The following is a 17,287-nucleotide window of genomic DNA, read 5'->3' as shown; positions in this document are numbered from 1 at the left end:
CCCTCCTTAAATGGCAATGGGGATCTTGTCCTCAAAGGGGGCGGGTGTGTAGCCCTCCAGAGAGAAGCTGTCCCGGGTAAAGGCGTAGAAATCCGTCACGGTGGGGTCCATGTGGAACACCGGCGCCGGGGCGGGGACCTGGGTGAGCATCTTCTCTATGATGGGCACGTGGCGGTCGTAGATGTGGGCGTCGGCGATCACGTGGACCAGCTCGCCGGGCACCAGGCCGCTGACCTGAGCCAGCATATGGACCAGAACGGCGTACTGCACCACGTTCCAGTTGTTGGCGGCCAGCATGTCCTGGCTGCGCTGGTTCAAAATGGCGTTGAGGACGTTTCCAGAGACGTTGAAGGTCATGGAGTAGGCGCAGGGGTAGAGGTGCATCTCGTGGAGGTCCTGAAAGTTGTAGATGTTGGTCATGATCCGGCGGGAGGCGGGATTGTGCTTCAGGTCGTACAGCACCCGGTCCACCTGGTCCATCTCGCCCTCGGGGTAGATGTGCTTCACGGCCAGCTGGTAGCCATAGGCCTTGCCGATGGAGCCGGTCTCGTCGGCCCACTGGTCCCAGATCTTGGCGTTCAGGTCGCGGATGTTGTTGGACTTCTTCTGCCAGATCCACAGCAGCTCATCCACCGCCGTCTTCCAATAGGTCCGGCGCAGGGTCAGGATGGGGAACTCCGAGCGGAGGTCATAGCGGTTGACGATGCCGAATTTCTTGATGGTGTGGGCGGGGGTGCCGTCTTCCCACCGGGGACGGACAGGCAGATCGGTGTCCCAGACACCGGTGGAGAGGATCTCCCGGCAGTTTTGCAAAAACAGTTCATCGGCGCGGCTCATGGAGCCACCTCCTTGATCTCGACATTTCTCACAGTATACCAGACCCGGCGGTGATTGGCAATCAGAAAGCCGGGTCCGGTACAAAACTTTCCGGAACAGCAGGCCAAAAAATGCGCACTTTTGTGAAAAACTCCATTGAGGAACGGCAAAAAGTGCGGTATGATAAAATGACATTGCAAAGGGGAAGGGGGGCGGCGCCATGCTGGACCGCAGCGAGATCGGAAAGCGGGGATATCTCCATGAGGATTTCCGCCTGTTTCATCTCAAGGACAGCCGGGCCCAGAAGCTGGACTATCATTACCATGAGTTTGACAAGCTGATTTTGCTGCTGGGCGGCAAGGTCACCTATGTGGTGGAGGGCGTCACCTATTTCCTCCAGCCCTGGGATATGCTGCTGGTAGGGCGGGACCTGATCCACCGGCCCATGATCGACCCGACGGAGCCCTATGAGCGGGTGGTGGTGTGGCTGGGCCGGGAGTGGCTGGAGAGCCGGTCCGACCCCGGCGAGGCGCTGGATACCTGCTTTTCCACCGCCCGGGAGCGGGGGTTCCACCTGCTGCGCTTTGGAGCGGAGCGGCGGCTTTGGTACATGGATCACATCCAGCGGATGGAGCAGGCCCTGCGGGAGCGGGAGTTTGGCGCCGGCCGCATGGCGGACACCCTCTGCCAGCAGCTGCTGATCGCCGTGAACCGGGACATCCTCCGGGACCGGACCGCCCAGGACCAGCGGGACAGCTACCGCCTGGACGCCAAGATGGAGGAGGTCCTGCGCTATATCGCCAGGCACCTGGAGGAGGAGCTGACGGTGGACGCCCTGGCGGGGAAGTTCTACATTAGCCGGTACTATCTCATGCACCGGTTCAAGGCCGTCACCGGCTACACCCTCCACCAGTACATCAGTCAGAAGCGGCTGCTGCGGGCGGGGGAACTGATCCGCGCCGGGGTGCCGGTGATGAAGGCGGCGGAGCAGGCGGGCTTTGGCGATTACTCCACCTTCCTGCGGGCCTTCCAGAATACCTTCCACATGAGCCCCCGGGAATTCCGGTAAGAGAAAAGAGGAACAAAGGACTTTGGAAAACAAGCAATTCAGTGTGGACTTTACTGCGAAAGATCTGCGGAGGCTGGTGCTCCCCCTGGTGATCGAGCAGCTGCTGGCTATTACCGTGGGACTTTCGGATTCGCTGATGGTGGCCCAGGTGGGCGAGGCGGCCATGTCCGCCGTATCTCTGGTGGACACGGTGAACGTGCTGCTGGTCAACGCCTTCGCGGCCTTGGCAACCGGCGGCGCGGTCATCGCGGGGCAGTACCTGGGACGGCGGGAGCCGGACAAGGCAGGTCACTCGGGCCAGCAGCTGCTGCTGTTCATGGGGGAGATCTCCCTGGTGGTGACCCTTTGCTTCTATCTGGGAAAGGGCTTCATCCTGGGCGTGGTGTTCGGCCAGGTGGAGCCGGATGTGGCGGCCTACGCCAACACCTACTTCCTGATCGTGGAGGCGTCCACCCCATTCCTGGCCATTTACAGCGCCGGGGCGGCGCTGTTCCGGGTCATGGGCAACTCCGGCATCTCCATGTGGGTGTCTCTGATCATGAATGCCATCAATGTGGCGGGCAACGCCATCTTGATCTTCGCCGTGGGCATGGAGGTGGAGGGCGTGGCCTGGCCCACCCTGGTATCCCGGATCTTTGCCGCGGCAGCCATGGTGGTGCTGCTGCGCCGGCCGGACCTGCCGCTGAAGATCTCCCGCTTCACCCTCCGCCACGACCGCTATGTGGTCCGGAACATCCTGCGCTTCGGCGTGCCCAACGGCCTGGAGAACAGCATGTTCCAGCTGGGCAAGATCCTGCTGCTGTCCACGGTGTCGGTGCTGGGCACCGCCTCGGTGGCGGCCAACGCCATCGGCAATACCATCGCCGGATTTCAGTGCGTGGCGGGTACGGCGCTGGGCCTTGGCATCGTGACGGTGGTGTCCCGCTGCATCGGCGCGGGCAGCTACAAAAAGGCCCGGTATTACACCAAAAAGCTCATGAAAAGCGCTTACATCTATATGACGGCCACCATCGTGCTGCTGTGGCTGCTGATGCCGGTGATCCTGCGGATCTACAACGTCTCGCCGGAGGCGGCGGACTACGCCCGCAAGATCATCTGGATGCACGGCGGTTTCGGCATCCTCATCTGGCCCGCCGCCTTCACCCTGCCCCAGGCCCTGCGGGCTGCGGGGGACACCCGCTTCACCCTGGCGGTGTCCACCGTGTCCATGTGGACGCTGCGGGTGGGCCTGGGCGTGCTGATGGCCCGGGCCTGGGGCTTCGGCGTGCTGGGCATCTGGATGGCCATGTTCTTCGACTGGATCTTCCGGGCGGTGCTTTTTGTCATCCGCTTCCGGGGACACCGGTGGGAGACCATGGGCCTGACGGAATAAACGGACCGCTGAAAAAAACCGAACAGCGCCCCGGGAGCAATTTGCTCCCGGGGCGCTTTTATTTTGGGATTTACAGGCCCGCGGCCAGACGGAGAATGGCCTCCATGTCGGCGGGCTGGATCTTCACGAAGCCGCCGAAGGGGAAGCCGCCCGGCTTCTCCGCCCGGTGGGCCACCATGGCGGGGATGTCCTTGGCGTCGGCGCCCAGTTCCTCAAAGGTGATGGGCATACCCAGGGAGTGGAAGAACAGGCACAGCCGCTCAATGCCCTCCCGGGCGGTGCGCTCGGGGGCGGCGAAATCCATCTCACAGCCGAACACCCGGACCGCGAACTGGGCCAGACGCATGGGATCGTGGGGCAGGACGTACTCCATCCAGGCGGGCAGCACCACCGCCAGGCCCGCGCCGTGGGCGCAGTCGTAGAAGGCGGAGAGCTCGTGCTCGATCTGGTGGCTGGCCCAGTCCTGGTCCCGGCCCACGCCGCAGGAGTTGTTGTGGGCCAGCATGCCTGCCCACATCAGGTCCGCCCGGGCGGCGTAGTCGTTGGGGTCCGCCAGGGCCTTGGGAGCGGCGTCCAGAATGGTTTTCATCAGCGCCTCGCACAGCCGGTCCGTCAGGCCCACGTCCGGCGTGTTGGAGAAGTAGCGCTCCATAATGTGGGCCATCATGTCCACGGCGCCGCTGGCGGTCTGGTAGGCCGGCAGGGAGCAGGTGAACCGGGGATTGAGGATGGAGAACTTGGGACGGATTACGTCGGTCTTGGGGCAGCCCCACTTCAGGTTGCCCGCCTCCTGGGTGATGACGCAGCTGTCGGAGCCCTCGCTGCCGGCGGCGGAGATGGTCAGCACCACGCCCACCGGCAGCGTGGACTCGATCTTGGCCTTGCCGGTGAAGAAGTCCCAGAAATCCCCGTCGTACCCAGCGCCGAAGCCGATGGCCTTGGCGGTGTCGATGACGCTGCCGCCGCCCAGGGCCAGCAGGAAGTCCGCGCCGGTGCGCCGGACCAGGTCGATGCCCTCGTAGACCTTGCCGCTGCGGGGGTTGGCCTGGACGCCGGAGAGCTCCTCAAAGGGGATGCCGGCCTCGGTCAGGGAGGCGGTGACGGCGTCGTAGGCGCCGTTGCGCCGGACGGAGCCGCCGCCGGTGACCAGCAGCACCTTCGTGCCGCCGAAGCGGCGCACCAGGGCGCCGGTGTTCTTCTCCTCGCCGTCGCCGAAGGCGAAGAGGGTGGGAGCGTAGAAGGTAAAATTGTTCATGGGTCGTGTTCCTTTCTATGAGAGTTTATGGATGGATGCGGTCCGGAGATGTGCCAGAGGACGCGAAGGCTTAATAGCCCCGCTTTCGGTCCACGAGGCCTGCCAGAGGACGGCCCGCGGCGTAGCTGCGCAGGTCGGCGCAGAACAGCTCCACGTTGCGGTCGCAGGTGTAGCCCAGGGTCATGTTGCCGGAGACGTGGGGGGTCAGGATGATGTTCCGGGCGTCCCACAGGGGATCGTCCTTGGGCAGCGGCTCCGGGTCCATGACGTCCAGGGCGGCGCCGGCCAGCCTGCCGCTGTTCAGGGCCTCGATCAAGGGGGCCTGCTCCACGGCGGTGCCCCGGCCCACGTTGATGACGATGGCGTCGGCGCTCAGCAGGGCGATCCGCTCCCGATTCAGGATGTGGTAGGTCTCCGGCGTGCTGGGCAGGCCCATAATGAGGATCTTCGTCTGAGGCAGCACCGCGTCCAGGTCCGCGATGGGCCGCACCTCGTCAAAGGCCGGGTGAGGCCGGCCGCTGCGGCTGAGGCCCAGGATGTGGGCGGCGCCCATGCCCCGCAGCCGCTCCGCTGTGTTGACGCCGATGTCGCCGGTGCCCAGAATGGTGAAGGTGTTGTCCCGGATGGACCGGACCGCCAGCTGGTTGGACCAGCCATGGCCGCGGACCACGGCCTCGTACTCCGGCATCCGCCGCAGCAGCATCAGCGTGACCATGACCACGTGCTCGGCGATGGTGACGCCGTAGACGTTGGAGTTGGTCATGAGACAGTTGGGGTTGGCGAAGAGAGTGGGGTCCTTGCAGTAGGGGTCGATCCCGGCGAAGGAGCAGCAGTACCACTTCAAAGAGGCGGGGGCGGTCCGCAGCAGCTCCGGGGAGTGGGCGTAGAGGACTTCGCAGTGCTGGACGCAGGCTTTGGCCTCCTCGAACTGGTCCAGATCGAAGAAGTGGGGGACGAAGCCCGCCTCCTTCGCGGCTTGGCGGATCTGGTCCTTGTGAGCCTCGGTGAGGAATTCCAGATAGATGCAGAGATCACGGCTCATGGTTGGTTCAGCTCCTTTTTGTAAATAGCATAGACTTGCTCCGCGCAGCGCATGCCGTCCGCCGCGGCGGAGAGGATGCCGCCGGCATAGCCGGCGCCCTCCCCGCATGGGTACAGCCCCCGGAGAGAGGATTGATATGTCTCATCCCGGACGATGCGCACCGGAGAGGAGGACCGGCTCTCCACCGCCGTCAGCACGGCGTCGGGATTGTCGTAGCCCCGGAGCTTCTGCCCCAGCAGCGGCAGCGCCTGGGCCAGGGCCTCCGCCACGAAGGGAGGAAGGCAGTCCCACAGGCTGCACCAGGTGACGCCGGGGCGGTAGCTGGGCCTGACCCGGCCGGGGCCTGTGGAGGGGCGATGGGCCAGGAAGTCCTCCACCCGCTGGGCCGGGGCCCGGAAGCCCCCGCCGCCCAAGGTGAAGGCGGCCTCCTCCAGCCGGCGCTGGAAGGCGATGCCCGCCAGGGGGCCCTCGCCGCCGAAATCCGCCGGCGTGACGCCCACCAGCATGGCACCGTTGATGTTCTCCCTGTCCCGGGCGTATTCGCTCATGCCGTTGGTGACCACCCGGTCCTGCTCCGAGGCGGCGGCCACCACCTCGCCGCCGGGGCAGACGCAGAAGGAGAATACGCCCCGGCCGTCCGGCAGGTGGCAGGAGAGCTTGTAGGTGGAGGCCGGGAGCCCCGGGTGCCCGGCGAAGCGCCGGTACTGAGCGGCGTCGCAGTCCGCCTGGCGGTGCTCGATCCGCACGCCCACGGCGAAGGGCTTGGCCTCCATGGCCGCGCCCCGGCCGAGGAGCATCTGGAAGGTGTCCCGGGCGGAGTGGCCGGGGCAGAGGATCAGGCGGCGGCAGGGCAGGGAATAGGCCCCCTCCGGGCCTTCCGCCGTTACCGCCGTCAACGCGCCGTCCTCCGTGGTCAGGTCCGAGAGGCGGCTCTCAAAGCGGATGTCCGCCCCCAGCTCCAGCAGCTCCCGCCGGAGATTTTTCAGGGCGATGTGGAGGTAGTCGGTGCCCACGTGGGGCTTGGCGTCGATGAGGATGTCCTCCGGCGCGCCGCAGCGGACCAATGTCTCCAAAATGAAGCGGTGGCGCAGGTCCTTTGTGCCGGTGTTCAGCTTCCCGTCGGAGAAGGCCCCGGCGCCGCCCTCGCCGAACTGGACGTTGCTGGTGACATCCAGCTCCCCGGTGGACCAGAAACGCTCCACATCGGCCTTCCGGTCCTCCACGGCCTTTCCGCGCTCCAGCAGGATGGGCCGCAGTCCGGCCCGGGCCAGGACCCACGCGGCGAAAAGACCCGCGGGTCCCGCACCCACCACCACCGGCGGCACCGCCGGGGGGGGGGGGGGCGGCGCGTATGCCGGGGCGGGGATCAGCCGGGTGATCTTTTTGCTGCGGCAGCGGCGCAGCACGGCGGCCTCGTCCTTCACGGCGGCGGCCACGGTGTACACCACGGACACGTCCTCCCGGGCGTCCACGCTGCGGCGCAGGACCGTCAGGCGCTCCAGGTCTTTTTCCCGCACCCGCAGCAGCCGGGCCGCGGCGGCGCTCAGCTCCGCCATGCCGGCGCCGGGGGGCAGTTTGAGGGATTCGATCTTCAGCAAGGCAAGCGCTCCTTTTTACGGGGTGTTTTGATCAGGTCTATCATACCACAGCTTTCCGCCGGGGAAAACCGCCTTTCGCTTTTTTCTGTTTTCCCGATGTTCAAAGTTTCTTTAAAAACCTTTCAGACTTTTTTAAGTTGCCGCTTTTATACTGTGACCAAAGGTTAAGAGAGGGACACCGAGAACCGGATCCGCTCTCACGGACCATTTAAAATCCAGACAAACTTTTGTCACACATTGGACACAGGGTCCTGCTATGATCGGTTCTAATGAGCAGACCGGCGGGATACAATAGGAGGAATCGAGTATGTATAACGACGAGAAGAATCTGTATCACTACACATATCGCAAGGACGGCAGCGAGAGCGGCCATGAGCCCCAGGCGGAGGCGCAGCCCTCCGTGGACGACCAGCTCCGCGCCTTCCAGGATCAGAACGGGCCTCAGCGGCCCATCCAGGAGATGAAGCCAGTGAAGAAAAACCGCATGGGCCTGAAGATCACCGCGCTGGCCCTGTGCTGCGCCCTGCTGGGCGGCGCCGTGGGCGGCGGCGTGGCCTGGGGCATCTCCCGGTCCGGCAGCGGCACCTCCATCAATGTCAGCAGCCGGCCTGCCACCACCGTTTCCATCAACAAGGTGGACGGCAAAACCGAGATGAGCGACGCGGAGGTCTACGCCGCCACCGTCAACAGCGTGGTGTCCATCCGGACCAGCGCCACCAGCGGCACCAACTTCTTCGGTCAGGCGGTGGAGACCGCTTCTGCCGGCTCCGGCTTCGTGCTGACGGCGGACGGCTATATCGTCACCAACTACCATGTGGTCAAGGACGCCGACACCGTCACCGTCACCATGTACAACGGTGATGAGTACAACGCGCTGTATGTGGGCGGCGACGAGGACTATGACATCGCCGTCATCAAGGTGGAGGCCACGGGCCTGCCGGCGGTGACGCTGGGCGACAGCAGCACGCTGAACGTGGGTGACCACGTGCTGGCCATCGGCAACCCCCTGGGCGAGCTGACCTTCTCCATGTCCGGCGGCATGGTCTCCAGTGTGAACCGCACCATCAACGTGGACGGCACGCCCTTCAACATGATCCAGACCGACGCCTCCATCAACCCCGGCAACTCCGGCGGCCCCCTGATGAACAGCTACGGCGAGGTGGTAGGCATCGTCTCCGCCAAGTACTCCAGCTACTCCGATGAGTCCGTAGAGGGCCTGGGCTTCGCCATCCCCATCAACGACGTGTACGCCATGATCGAGGACATCATGACCAACGGCTACGTGACCAACAAGCCGTACCTGGGCATCTTCGGCGGCTCCATGACCGAGCAGATGGCGGCTCAGTACCGCTATGATATCTCCGAGGGCGTGTTCGTCTACTCCGTGGAGGAGGGCAGCGCCGCAGAGAAGGCGGGACTCCAGATGGGCGATGTGATCACCAAGGTGGACGACACCACTATCTCCACCATGGAGGATCTGACCGCCGTCAAGAAGCAGTATTCCGCCGGCGACACTGTGACCTTCACCGTGTACCGCCAGGGCGAGACCATCACGTTGTCCCTGACCTGGGACGCCACCCCGGCCGATACCGCCGCCAATGAGAACCAGGACCAGACCGTCCAGGACAACAGTCAGTACGGCGGCTACGATCCCTACGATCTGTTCGACTACTTTTTCGGCGGCGGCCGGTAAACCAGCATCGCATCGCGCCTGAGGAGGCCTGCGGCAGCAGCTGCGGAAAGGCACAGCCTCCATGCGGCAGGAGCGGCGTGTGAACATAGAATCGCAACCGTTGAATTTGGAAAAGCGCGCCGGGACTCCCCGGCGCGCTTTTGGGCGATACGGAGACTTTTTGTGGGAAAATGCCCCCCTTTCGTCTGCTGCTCTTGCGCTTTCGGCGGGAGAATGGTACAATACTAAGTCGAAAATACGGCAAAGGAGATTTGCTTTTATGAAGCTCGGTATTGTGGGACTTCCAAATGTAGGAAAATCGACCCTGTTCAACGCCATCACCAACGCCGGCGCCGAGAGCGCCAACTACCCCTTCTGCACCATCGACCCCAACGTGGGCATGGTGGCCGTGCCGGACGAGCGGCTGGACCATCTGGCGGAGATGTACGAGCCGGATAAAAAGACCCCGGCGGTGGTGGAGTTCGTGGACATCGCGGGTCTGGTCAAGGGCGCCAGCCAGGGCGCGGGCCTGGGCAACAAGTTCCTGGCCAACATCCGGGAGACCGACGCCATCGTCCATGTGGTGCGCTGCTTTGACGACGAGAACATCATGCACGTGGTGGCCGACGCCGGCACCAACGTGCCCGTGGACCCCAAGGGGGACATCGAGACCATCGACCTGGAGCTGATCATGGCGGACCTGGAGATGGTGAACCGCCGGATCGAGCGGGCCGCCAAGGCCGCCAAGGGCGACAAGAAGTTCCTCCACGAGGTGGACGTGTTCAAGGGCCTGGCGGAGCACCTGAACAACGGCAAGTCCGCCCGGACCTATGACTGCTCCGACGAGGACATGGCCCTGATCGCCACCAGTGACCTGCTGAGCCTCAAGCCCGTCATCTACGCCGCCAACACCGACGAGGAGGGCTTCACCCATCTGGACGCCAACCCCTACTACCAGCAGGTCAAGGCCATCGCCGATGCCGAGGGCGCCCAGGTGCTGCCCATCTGCGCCAAGCTGGAGCAGGACATCGCCGAGCTGGAGGGCGAGGAGAAGCAGATGTTCCTGGAGGAGCTGGGCGTGGAGGAGTCCGGCCTGGACCGGCTCATCAAGTGCTCCTACGCCCTGCTGGGCCTGATCTCCTTCCTGACCTACGGCAAGGACGAGTGCCGGGCCTGGACCATCAAGAAGGGCACCAAGGCCCCCCAGGCCGCCGGTAAGATCCACACCGACATCGAGCGGGGCTTCATCCGGGCGGAGGTCATCGCCTACGAGGACATGGTCAAGTGCGGCAGCGTGGCCGCGGCCCGGGAGAAGGGCCAGCTGCGCAGCGAGGGCAAGGAGTACGTGGTCCAGGACGGTGACATGATCTACTTCCGCTTCAACGTGTGAGGGGAACGCCATGACCGACCAGGAGCGCCTTGCGGCGTATGACCGCCTGTACGCGGACCTTTTGAAGGAGCGGGACCAGGTGCTCTCCCGCCTGGAGGAGCAGCGCGCCGCCGGAAAGGTCCGGGGTGTCACCCACCAGCAGCTGCTGGCCCAGAAGCTGACGCTGCAAAATCTCATTGCCCGCTTTGCCGCCTACGGTATCCGGGAGGATGGACAGTCATAAAGAGCGATGAAAAAAGACACGACATTCGTCGTGTCTTTTTTCGCTCCTCCGCCCTCAGAGCGGAGAGAACCGGGAATAAGCCGGCTGGCGGTCCTCCTCCGGACGCTCCCCGGAGGCGGGTCAATAATTTTCGCAGTGGACTTCGAAGAAGCTCTTGGAGTAGAGGCAGGTGGGGCAGACCTCCGGGGCGGCGGTGCCCACCACGATGTGACCGCAGTTGCGGCACTCCCACACCTTGACCTCGCTCTTTTCAAAGACCTGGGCGGTCTCCACGTTCCGCAGAAGGGTCCGGTAGCGCTCCTCATGGTGCTTTTCGATGGCGGCCACCAGACGGAATTTGGCGGCCAGCTCCGGGAAGCCCTCCTCCTCGGCGGTCTTGGCAAAGCCGTCGTACATATCCGTCCACTCGTAGTTCTCGCCCTCGGCGGCGTGGAGCAGGTTTTCCTCCGTGCCGCCCAGACCATGAAGCTCCTCGAACCACATTTTCGCATGGGCCTTCTCGTTTTCCGCGGTCTTGAGGAACAGGGCCGCGATCTGCTCGTATCCTTCCTTCTGGGCCACGGCGGAGAAATAGGTGTATTTGTTCCGGGCCTGGGACTCGCCGGCAAAGGCGGCCTCCAGGTTCTTTTCGGTCTGGGTGCCGGCGTATTTGCTGCCGCTCTTGGCGGGCGCTTCCTCCAGCTTTTCAAAAGCGGAGGCGGGCTGCTTGCAGAGGGGGCAGGTGAAATCCTCCGGCAGGCTCTCGCCTTCATAGATATAGCCGCAGATCTTGCACTTCCATTTGCTCATGTTGCTGTCCTTCCTTCGATGTAAAATGTCGCTTCGGTCCTGATAGGTGGTGTGGAGCATCTGCTCGGCCATCTGGCTGAGCGGCTGGCCGTAAAAGGCCTCATAGACCTGCTTGATCTCCGGATTTTCGTGGCTGGCCCGCAGTGTCATGGATTCGTCCCGCCGGTACAAGGCGGCGATGCGGCTCTTCCGGGTGTCGTCCGCGTTTTTTGACAGGTCCTTGGGCTGTCCGCCGCCGCCGATACAGCCGCCCGGGCAGGCCATGACCTCCACAAAGTGGTACTGTGTCCCGTGCTCCTTCATTTGCGCCAGGAACTTCCGGGCGTTGGCGGTGCCGTAAACAACGGCCACCCGCAGCGTCTGGCCGCCGATCTCCACCTGCGCCTCCCGCACACCCTCGTAGCCTCTGACCGGATTCAGCTCAAGCAGGGCTGTCGGTGCCTCCTGACCGGTGAGGTAGGTATAGGCGGTGCGGAGGGCGGCCTCCATCACGCCGCCGGTATTGCCGAAGATGACCCCGGCACCGGACGCCTTGCCCATCAGGGAGTCATAGGCGGAGTCCTCCAGAGCGTTCCAGTCGATGCCCTCGGCCTTGGCCCACCGGGCCAGCTCCCGGGTGGTGATCACCTGGTCCGTATCCCGCATCCCCTCGATGCCGTGATAGTCGGCGGCGCTGTGCAGCTCCTCCCGGCGGATCTCGAATTTCTTGGCGGTGCAGGGCGTGAGGGCCACATGGACGATCTGACGGGGATCCAATCCCATCTTTTGGGCAAAATAGGTCTTGACCGTGGGACCCTGCATCCCGATGGGGCTTTTGGCCGTGGAGAGGTGGGGCAGCAGCTCCGGAGCGTAGATCTCCGCGAAATGCACCCAGCCGGGACAGCAGCTGGTGAATTGGGGGAGGGGACGGTCCTTCCGGCTGATCCGGCGGATCAGCTCGCTGGCTTCCTCCACGATGGTGAGGTCCGCGGCGAAGTTGGTGTCCAGCACGTAGTCGGCGCCCAGAGCCCGCAGCAGCGCCACCATTTTCCCCTCCACGAAAGCGCCGGGGTCCATGCCGAAGGCCTCGCCCAGGGAGGCGCGGACTGCGGGGGAAGTGCTGACCACCACGATTTTCCCGGGATCGGAGACCGCCTGCCGGACCTGAGGGACCTCGTCCCGCTCGGTGATGCTGTCCACCGGGCAGACGTTGGCGCACTGGCCGCAGTAGATGCAGACCGCATGTCCGCCGGTCTGCTCCAGGGTGTAGGTGCTGTGTACGCCCATCAGATTGGCGCAGGCGTCCTTGCACATGCCGCATCGGATGCACGCTTCTTCCCGGCGCACGATGCTGGGATTGTCCTCCTCAATGGGGACGCGGACGGATAGGGGCAGATGTTTCAGAATCCTCACATTCCTTTCTGCTGAGAGTTCCTCTTGCAGTCCTCGCATACATACAGCAGCTTCAGATCGTAGGACAAAAACGGTATCCCTGCCTTCTGCTCCAGCTGCGCGGTCAGGTCTCCCAGATCCACGTCCAGCAGCCTGCCGCATTTTTCACATACGAAATGATCGTGCCGCTGGATCCGGTCATACCGGTCAGGCAGCCCCTCTACGGATACCCTGCGGATCCTGTGCGTCTCCCACAAGCGGTTGAGGTTGTTATACACGGTGGCCAGCACCACGGTGGGATACGTTTTCCGCAGTTCCTCAAAGACCTGTTCTGCCGTCATATGGCTGTAAGAGGATTCCACGATCTCTAAAATTTTTTTTGCGTATTTCGTCATGACGATCAGCTCGCTTTTTTAGAATCGTTCTAAATTATTATATCGGCCTTTCAACAGATGTCAAGAAAAAACTCAAAAAAAGAAAGACACCTGCTTCCAGCAGATGTCTTTCTTTTTTGGTGCGCGAGGCGGGACTTGAACCCGCACGTCCGTAATGGACACTAGAACCTGAATCTAGCGAGTCTGCCAATTCCACCACTCGCGCGTATGATATGCAGTTGTACCGGCGCCCGCCGGAGGGGAAACATCCAGTGAAAGGGACTCCGCTCAAAGCGGAGTCCGCTTTCCGGATTTGGTGCGCGAGGCGGGACTTGAACCCGCACGTCCGTAATGGACACTAGAACCTGAATCTAGCGAGTCTGCCAATTCCACCACTCGCGCATATGATCGGATTGACCGTTTGGGAAACGGACTGGTGCGGCTGACGGGACTTGAACCCACACGTCGAATCGACACCAGCACCTCAAGCTGGCCTGTCTACCAGTTCCAGCACAGCCGCAAATATCGCATCCCTTAGAAAAGACTGCTTGATTATTATAGCCAGAAGCCAACCGGATGTCAACCTTAAATTTCCGTTTTTCCCGAAAAAATTTCCCCGCCGGTTTTCCGGCGGGGAAATGATGGGTCAGCGGTTTTCCACGGGGGTGTAGGTGCGGTGCTCCTCCACGCACTCGTACCGGGGACGGATCAGCTTGCCGCCCACGGACAGCTCCTCCATCCGGTGGGCGCTCCAGCCCGCGATGCGGGCCACGGCGAACAGCGGCGTGTACAGCTCCATGGGAAGCCCCAGCATCTCGTAGACGAAGCCGCTGTAAAAGTCGATGTTGGTGGAGAGCACCGACTTGTGCTGCCGCTCCATCAGCAGCTGCTTGCCGATCCGCTCCACGTTGGCGTACAGCGCCAGCTCCGCCTGGCGGCCCTTTTCCTCCGCCAGATGGGTCACATAGTCCCGGAACACCTCGCACCGGGGATCGGTCTTGGTGTAGACGGCGTGGCCTAGGCCGTAGATCAGGCCGCTGCGGTCGAAGGCCTCCTTGTTCAGCATCTTCGTCAGGTAGTCGGCCACGCAGCCGTCGTCGTTCCAGTCGGAGATGTTCTCCTTGATGTCGGCCATCATGGCCATGACCTTGTTGTTGGCGCCGCCGTGGCGGGGGCCCTTCAAAGAGGCCATAGCGGCGGCGATGGCGGAGTAGGTGTCCGTGCCGGAGGAGGTGACCACGTGGTTGGTGAAGGTGGAGTTGTTGCCGCCGCCGTTGTCCGCGTGGAGCACCAGGGCCACGTCCAGCGTCCGGGCCTCCAGCTCCGTGTAGCTGCAGTCCTCCCGCAGCATCCGCAGGAAGTTCTCCGCCGTGCTCAGGTCCTCCTTGGGCACGTGGATGAACAGGCTCTCGCCGTTGCTGTACCGCCAGGCCTGATAGGCGTAGATGGCCAGCACCGGCATGTTGCTCATCAGCTGGAGGCACTGGCGCAGCACATTCTCCAGGGAGATGTCGTTGGGCTTGTCGTCATAGCAGAACAGCGTCAGGATGCCCCGCTGCATGGTGTTCATCATGTCCCGGGGCGGCGCCTTCATGATGACGTCCCGGAAGAAGTTGGTGGGCAGCGTCCGGTAGGAGGCCAGCTGGTCGCAGAAGGCCTGGAGCTGGTCCGGCGTGGGCAGCTCGCCAAACAGCAGCAGATATGCCGCCTCCTCAAAGGCGAAGCGCCGGCCGGCGGAGCCGGTGACCAGATCCCGGGTGTCGATGCCCCGGTAGTAGAGCACGCCGTCCTGAGGAATGATGTGTTCGCCTTGGGTGACGCTGTAAGACTGGATCTCGCCCACGCGGGTCAGACCTGTCAGCACGCCGCGGCCGTCCTCGTCCCGGAGGCCCCGCTTGACGTTGTATTCCTTGTACAGTCTGGGATCGATGTAGTTCTTCTTCTCCCACTGTTCCTTCAGCGCCATGATGGCGGGTGTGATCTCGCAATAGGCGTTTTCGCGGTTCTCTTTCCAGATCATGGACAGGACGCTCCTTTCAGCGGCAGCCATCGCCGTTCTCGTTATTTGCAATACTAACATGAATGACTTTCATTTTCAATAGATAAATCCCGAAAAATTAAAAAATATTTTGCGAAATTTGCATGAATACAAAAATGACTTGCATTTATGGGGCGGCTTTGGCAAAAACGGCGCCACTCCCTGCGGAATGGCGCCGTTTTTTTTCGCTCTTTTGGCGGATCTGACAAAGGCGGACCTTTACAGCTGGTCCAGAGTGGCTCCAATGGGATTGGTGATCACCAGATCCGCCGCCAGATCCCGGGCCACGGCGGACTTGTTGATGAGCACCAGCTTGTGGCCCCGGTAGTAGTTGATGAGCCCGGCGGCGGGGTAGACGTTGAGCGACGTGCCGCCGATGATGAGCATATCCGCCTCGGAGATAAAGCGGACAGCGTCATTGAGGGTCTTTTGGTCCAGTCCCTCCTCATAGAGCACCACATCGGGCTTGACGGGGCCGCCGCAGGTGCAGCGGGGCACGCCCTGGCTGTGGAGCATGAAGTCGAAGTCATAGAACTTCCCGCAGCGCTCACAGTAGTTGCGGTGGACGCTGCCGTGGAGCTCCAGCACGGTTTTGCTGCCGGCGGCCTGGTGGAGTCCGTCGATGTTCTGGGTCACGATGGCTCTGAGCTTTCCGGCGGCCTCCCACTGGGCCAGCTTGCGGTGGGCGGCATTGGGCTTTGCTCCGGGTGAGAGGAGCTTGGCCCGGTAGAAGCGGAAAAATTCTTCGGGGTTGCTTTCATAAAAGGTATGGCTTAAAATCACCTCAGGCGGATACCGCCACTGCTGGTGGTACAGCCCGTCGGTGCTGCGGAAGTCCGGGATGCCGGATTCGGTGCTGACCCCGGCGCCGCCGAAAAAGACGATGTTGTCGGAGCCGTCCACCAGTTCCTTCAGCCGTTTTACGCTCTCCGCCATCATGATTCCCTCCATTTCCCCCTATAAGGAGTGTTACAATGAATATCCAGATCTTCGGCGCCTCCAAGTCCTTCGATACCCGGAAGGCCGAGCGGTGGTTCAAGGAGCGCCGCATCAAGTACCAGTATATCGACGTCCCCTCAAAGGGATTATCCCCCCGGGAGTACCAGTCCGTCAAGCAGAAAGTGGGCTTTGAGGCCTTGGTGGATACCAGGAGCCGGGCCTACGAGGCCCATTACATGGCCTACCTTACGCCGGAGGCCCGGGAGGAGAAGCTCCTGGAGCACCCGGAGCTGTTTCGCACCCCCATCGTCCGCAACGGCCGGGAGGCCACCGTGGGATACTGTCCGGAGGTCTGGGCGACGTGGGAGTGAGGCCGGGGCGTTGAAACGGCCCCAAACCGCGCATACTAAGTCGAACGTCTGAGGAAAATCGGAGAGGAGGGTGGCCCATGGTCCTGCCGAAAAACCGCTGGCTGCGGGGCGCGTATCTCATGACCCAGCGGTATCTGCGCCACAATGTGGGCAGCCAGAGCGCCGCCCTGGCCTTCTACCTGCTGTTCATGATCTTTCCGCTGCTGATCTTCATCAGCGCCCTGCTGGGATTGCTGCAGCTGGATGTGGCGGCCATTTTGGACGCTCTGGTGGAGTTTTTGCCCACGGAGGTGGTCAGCATCGTGGGAATGTATCTGAACTATGTAGGGGAGGACCCCAGTCCCCAGCTGCTGCTGTTCGGACTGTTCTTCTCCATTTACTTTCCCATGCGGGCCACCAACACGTTGATGCGGGCGGTGCGTACCGCCTACCACCTGGGGCCGCCCCGGGCGGCGGTACGCCATGTGATCAAGACGTTTCTCTACACGGTGGTGCTGATCGTCACCATCACCGTGACCCTGGCACTGATGACCGTGGGCGACCGGCTGCTGCTGTACGCGGTGGAGAACTTCCATCTGCCGTCGTTTCTGGCGGAGCTGTGGGCCCGGCTGCGGTTCCCGGTGTCGGCGGTGGCGGGGTATTTCGCCCTGTTCTTCCTGTATGCCCTGGCCCAGGATGTCCGCCAGCCCTGGCGGAACATCTGGCCCGGGACCCTGGCGGCGTTGGGGGCCTGGCTGGCGCTGAGCTGGCTGTACGCCTTCTATGTGGACAATGTGGCCCACTACTCGCTGCTCTACGGTTCCATCGGCGCGGTGATCGTGCTGCTGATCTGGCTGTATATGAGCGCCGCCACCCTCATTCTGGGGGCGGAACTCAACGGCACCATCATGAGTCTGCGCAAGGACGGGCAGGGGGACGTGTAGCCTTTACTTCCGACCGGAAATCCGGTACAATGGGAAAAATGATCC

General features: G+C 62.9%; 15 protein-coding genes and 3 tRNA genes. 7 read left to right on the top strand and 11 right to left on the bottom strand.

Annotation, left to right across the window (positions count from 1 at the left end):
- Positions 1–6 precede the first annotated feature (6 nt).
- On the bottom strand, positions 7–837 hold the full coding sequence (gene thyA / locus KFE19_07470; protein ID QUO39314.1) for a thymidylate synthase: 831 nt from the start codon (positions 835–837) through the stop codon (positions 7–9).
- A gap of 199 nt (positions 838–1,036) precedes the next feature.
- Here thyA and KFE19_07465 point away from each other — a divergent pair, with 199 nt between their 5' ends.
- Positions 1,037–1,885 (top strand): helix-turn-helix domain-containing protein, encoded by an 849-nt coding sequence (locus KFE19_07465; protein ID QUO39313.1) that lies wholly within the window; start codon positions 1,037–1,039, stop codon positions 1,883–1,885.
- Positions 1,886–1,907: 22 nt separating this feature from the next.
- Entirely contained in the window at positions 1,908–3,257 is a 1,350-nt protein-coding gene (locus KFE19_07460) for an MATE family efflux transporter (protein ID QUO39312.1), read from the top strand.
- A gap of 70 nt (positions 3,258–3,327) precedes the next feature.
- Here the strand turns inward: KFE19_07460 and KFE19_07455 are convergent, their stop codons facing one another.
- The 3 genes from KFE19_07455 to KFE19_07445 all read right to left on the bottom strand — a co-directional run bounded on the left by KFE19_07455 (position 3,328) and on the right by KFE19_07445 (position 7,152).
- Complete coding sequence (locus KFE19_07455) at positions 3,328–4,512, bottom strand: iron-containing alcohol dehydrogenase (GenBank protein QUO39311.1); 1,185 nt, start codon at positions 4,510–4,512, stop codon at positions 3,328–3,330.
- Between the two features lie 70 nt (positions 4,513–4,582).
- The gene (locus tag KFE19_07450) at positions 4,583–5,554 is read right to left on the bottom strand and encodes a D-2-hydroxyacid dehydrogenase (protein QUO39310.1); all 972 of its coding nucleotides are present in this window, start codon (positions 5,552–5,554) and stop codon (positions 4,583–4,585) included.
- Positions 5,551–7,152: an FAD-dependent monooxygenase gene (locus KFE19_07445; protein QUO39309.1), complete on the bottom strand. Its 1,602-nt coding sequence runs from the start codon at positions 7,150–7,152 to the stop codon at positions 5,551–5,553. The genes KFE19_07450 and KFE19_07445 overlap by 4 nt, the downstream gene beginning before the upstream one ends.
- Positions 7,153–7,459: 307 nt before the next feature.
- On the opposite strand from KFE19_07445, the gene KFE19_07440 reads away from it, so the two are divergent.
- The 3 genes from KFE19_07440 to KFE19_07430 all read left to right on the top strand — a co-directional run bounded on the left by KFE19_07440 (position 7,460) and on the right by KFE19_07430 (position 10,437).
- Positions 7,460–8,845: a trypsin-like peptidase domain-containing protein gene (locus tag KFE19_07440; protein ID QUO39308.1), complete on the top strand. Its 1,386-nt coding sequence runs from the start codon at positions 7,460–7,462 to the stop codon at positions 8,843–8,845.
- Positions 8,846–9,104: 259 nt separating this feature from the next.
- Complete coding sequence (ychF, locus tag KFE19_07435) at positions 9,105–10,214, top strand: redox-regulated ATPase YchF (protein ID QUO39307.1); 1,110 nt, start codon at positions 9,105–9,107, stop codon at positions 10,212–10,214.
- A gap of 10 nt (positions 10,215–10,224) precedes the next feature.
- A complete protein-coding gene (locus tag KFE19_07430; GenBank protein QUO39306.1) occupies positions 10,225–10,437 on the top strand; it encodes a hypothetical protein in 213 nt (70 codons plus the stop codon).
- 120 nt (positions 10,438–10,557) lie between these two features.
- On the opposite strand, the gene KFE19_07425 is transcribed toward KFE19_07430, so the two are convergent.
- The 7 genes from KFE19_07425 to KFE19_07395 all read right to left on the bottom strand — a co-directional run bounded on the left by KFE19_07425 (position 10,558) and on the right by KFE19_07395 (position 15,945).
- A complete protein-coding gene (locus KFE19_07425) occupies positions 10,558–12,612 on the bottom strand; it encodes a [FeFe] hydrogenase, group A (protein ID QUO39558.1) in 2,055 nt (684 codons plus the stop codon).
- A gap of 2 nt (positions 12,613–12,614) precedes the next feature.
- On the bottom strand, positions 12,615–12,992 hold the full coding sequence (locus tag KFE19_07420; GenBank protein ID QUO39305.1) for a transcriptional repressor: 378 nt from the start codon (positions 12,990–12,992) through the stop codon (positions 12,615–12,617).
- Between the two features lie 117 nt (positions 12,993–13,109).
- Positions 13,110–13,197, bottom strand: a tRNA-Leu gene (locus tag KFE19_07415).
- An 88-nt stretch (positions 13,198–13,285) separates the two neighbouring features.
- Positions 13,286–13,373 (bottom strand) — tRNA-Leu (locus KFE19_07410).
- Positions 13,374–13,405: 32 nt separating this feature from the next.
- Positions 13,406–13,491, bottom strand: a tRNA-Leu gene (locus KFE19_07405).
- A 126-nt stretch (positions 13,492–13,617) separates the two neighbouring features.
- Positions 13,618–14,991 (bottom strand): citrate/2-methylcitrate synthase, encoded by a 1,374-nt coding sequence (locus KFE19_07400; GenBank protein ID QUO39304.1) that lies wholly within the window; start codon positions 14,989–14,991, stop codon positions 13,618–13,620.
- A gap of 237 nt (positions 14,992–15,228) precedes the next feature.
- On the bottom strand, positions 15,229–15,945 hold the full coding sequence (locus KFE19_07395) for an NAD-dependent protein deacylase (GenBank protein ID QUO39557.1): 717 nt from the start codon (positions 15,943–15,945) through the stop codon (positions 15,229–15,231).
- A 38-nt stretch (positions 15,946–15,983) separates the two neighbouring features.
- Between KFE19_07395 and KFE19_07390 the strand changes: the two genes are divergently transcribed.
- Together KFE19_07390 and KFE19_07385 are read left to right on the top strand one after the other, a co-directional pair.
- Positions 15,984–16,319 (top strand): ArsC family transcriptional regulator, encoded by a 336-nt coding sequence (locus KFE19_07390; protein QUO39303.1) that lies wholly within the window; start codon positions 15,984–15,986, stop codon positions 16,317–16,319.
- A 77-nt stretch (positions 16,320–16,396) separates the two neighbouring features.
- Positions 16,397–17,242 (top strand): YihY/virulence factor BrkB family protein, encoded by an 846-nt coding sequence (locus KFE19_07385; GenBank protein ID QUO39302.1) that lies wholly within the window; start codon positions 16,397–16,399, stop codon positions 17,240–17,242.
- The last annotated feature ends 45 nt before the right edge of the window (positions 17,243–17,287 follow it).

This window comes from Dysosmobacter sp. Marseille-Q4140 (assembly GCA_018228705.1).
In the GTDB taxonomy this organism is placed as follows: domain Bacteria; phylum Bacillota; class Clostridia; order Oscillospirales; family Oscillospiraceae; genus Oscillibacter.
The sequence above is the reverse complement of the archived record's forward strand: the minus strand, read 5'-3'. Positions and strand labels throughout refer to the sequence as shown.

Bases quoted from the DNA above. Each gene is read 5' to 3' on its own strand.
- thyA (QUO39314.1), bottom strand. From the start codon at position 837: ATGAGCCGCGCCGATGAACTGTTTTTGCAAAACTGCCGGGAGATCCTC.
- KFE19_07465 (QUO39313.1), top strand. From the start codon at position 1,037: ATGCTGGACCGCAGCGAGATCGGAAAGCGGGGATATCTCCATGAGGAT.
- KFE19_07455 (QUO39311.1), bottom strand. From the start codon at position 4,512: ATGAACAATTTTACCTTCTACGCTCCCACCCTCTTCGCCTTCGGCGAC.
- KFE19_07450 (QUO39310.1), bottom strand. From the start codon at position 5,554: ATGAGCCGTGATCTCTGCATCTATCTGGAATTCCTCACCGAGGCTCAC.
- KFE19_07440 (QUO39308.1), top strand. From the start codon at position 7,460: ATGTATAACGACGAGAAGAATCTGTATCACTACACATATCGCAAGGAC.
- ychF (QUO39307.1), top strand. From the start codon at position 9,105: ATGAAGCTCGGTATTGTGGGACTTCCAAATGTAGGAAAATCGACCCTG.
- KFE19_07430 (QUO39306.1), top strand. From the start codon at position 10,225: ATGACCGACCAGGAGCGCCTTGCGGCGTATGACCGCCTGTACGCGGAC.
- KFE19_07420 (QUO39305.1), bottom strand. From the start codon at position 12,992: ATGACGAAATACGCAAAAAAAATTTTAGAGATCGTGGAATCCTCTTAC.
- KFE19_07400 (QUO39304.1), bottom strand. From the start codon at position 14,991: ATGATCTGGAAAGAGAACCGCGAAAACGCCTATTGCGAGATCACACCC.
- KFE19_07395 (QUO39557.1), bottom strand. From the start codon at position 15,945: ATGGCGGAGAGCGTAAAACGGCTGAAGGAACTGGTGGACGGCTCCGAC.
- KFE19_07390 (QUO39303.1), top strand. From the start codon at position 15,984: ATGAATATCCAGATCTTCGGCGCCTCCAAGTCCTTCGATACCCGGAAG.
- KFE19_07385 (QUO39302.1), top strand. From the start codon at position 16,397: ATGGTCCTGCCGAAAAACCGCTGGCTGCGGGGCGCGTATCTCATGACC.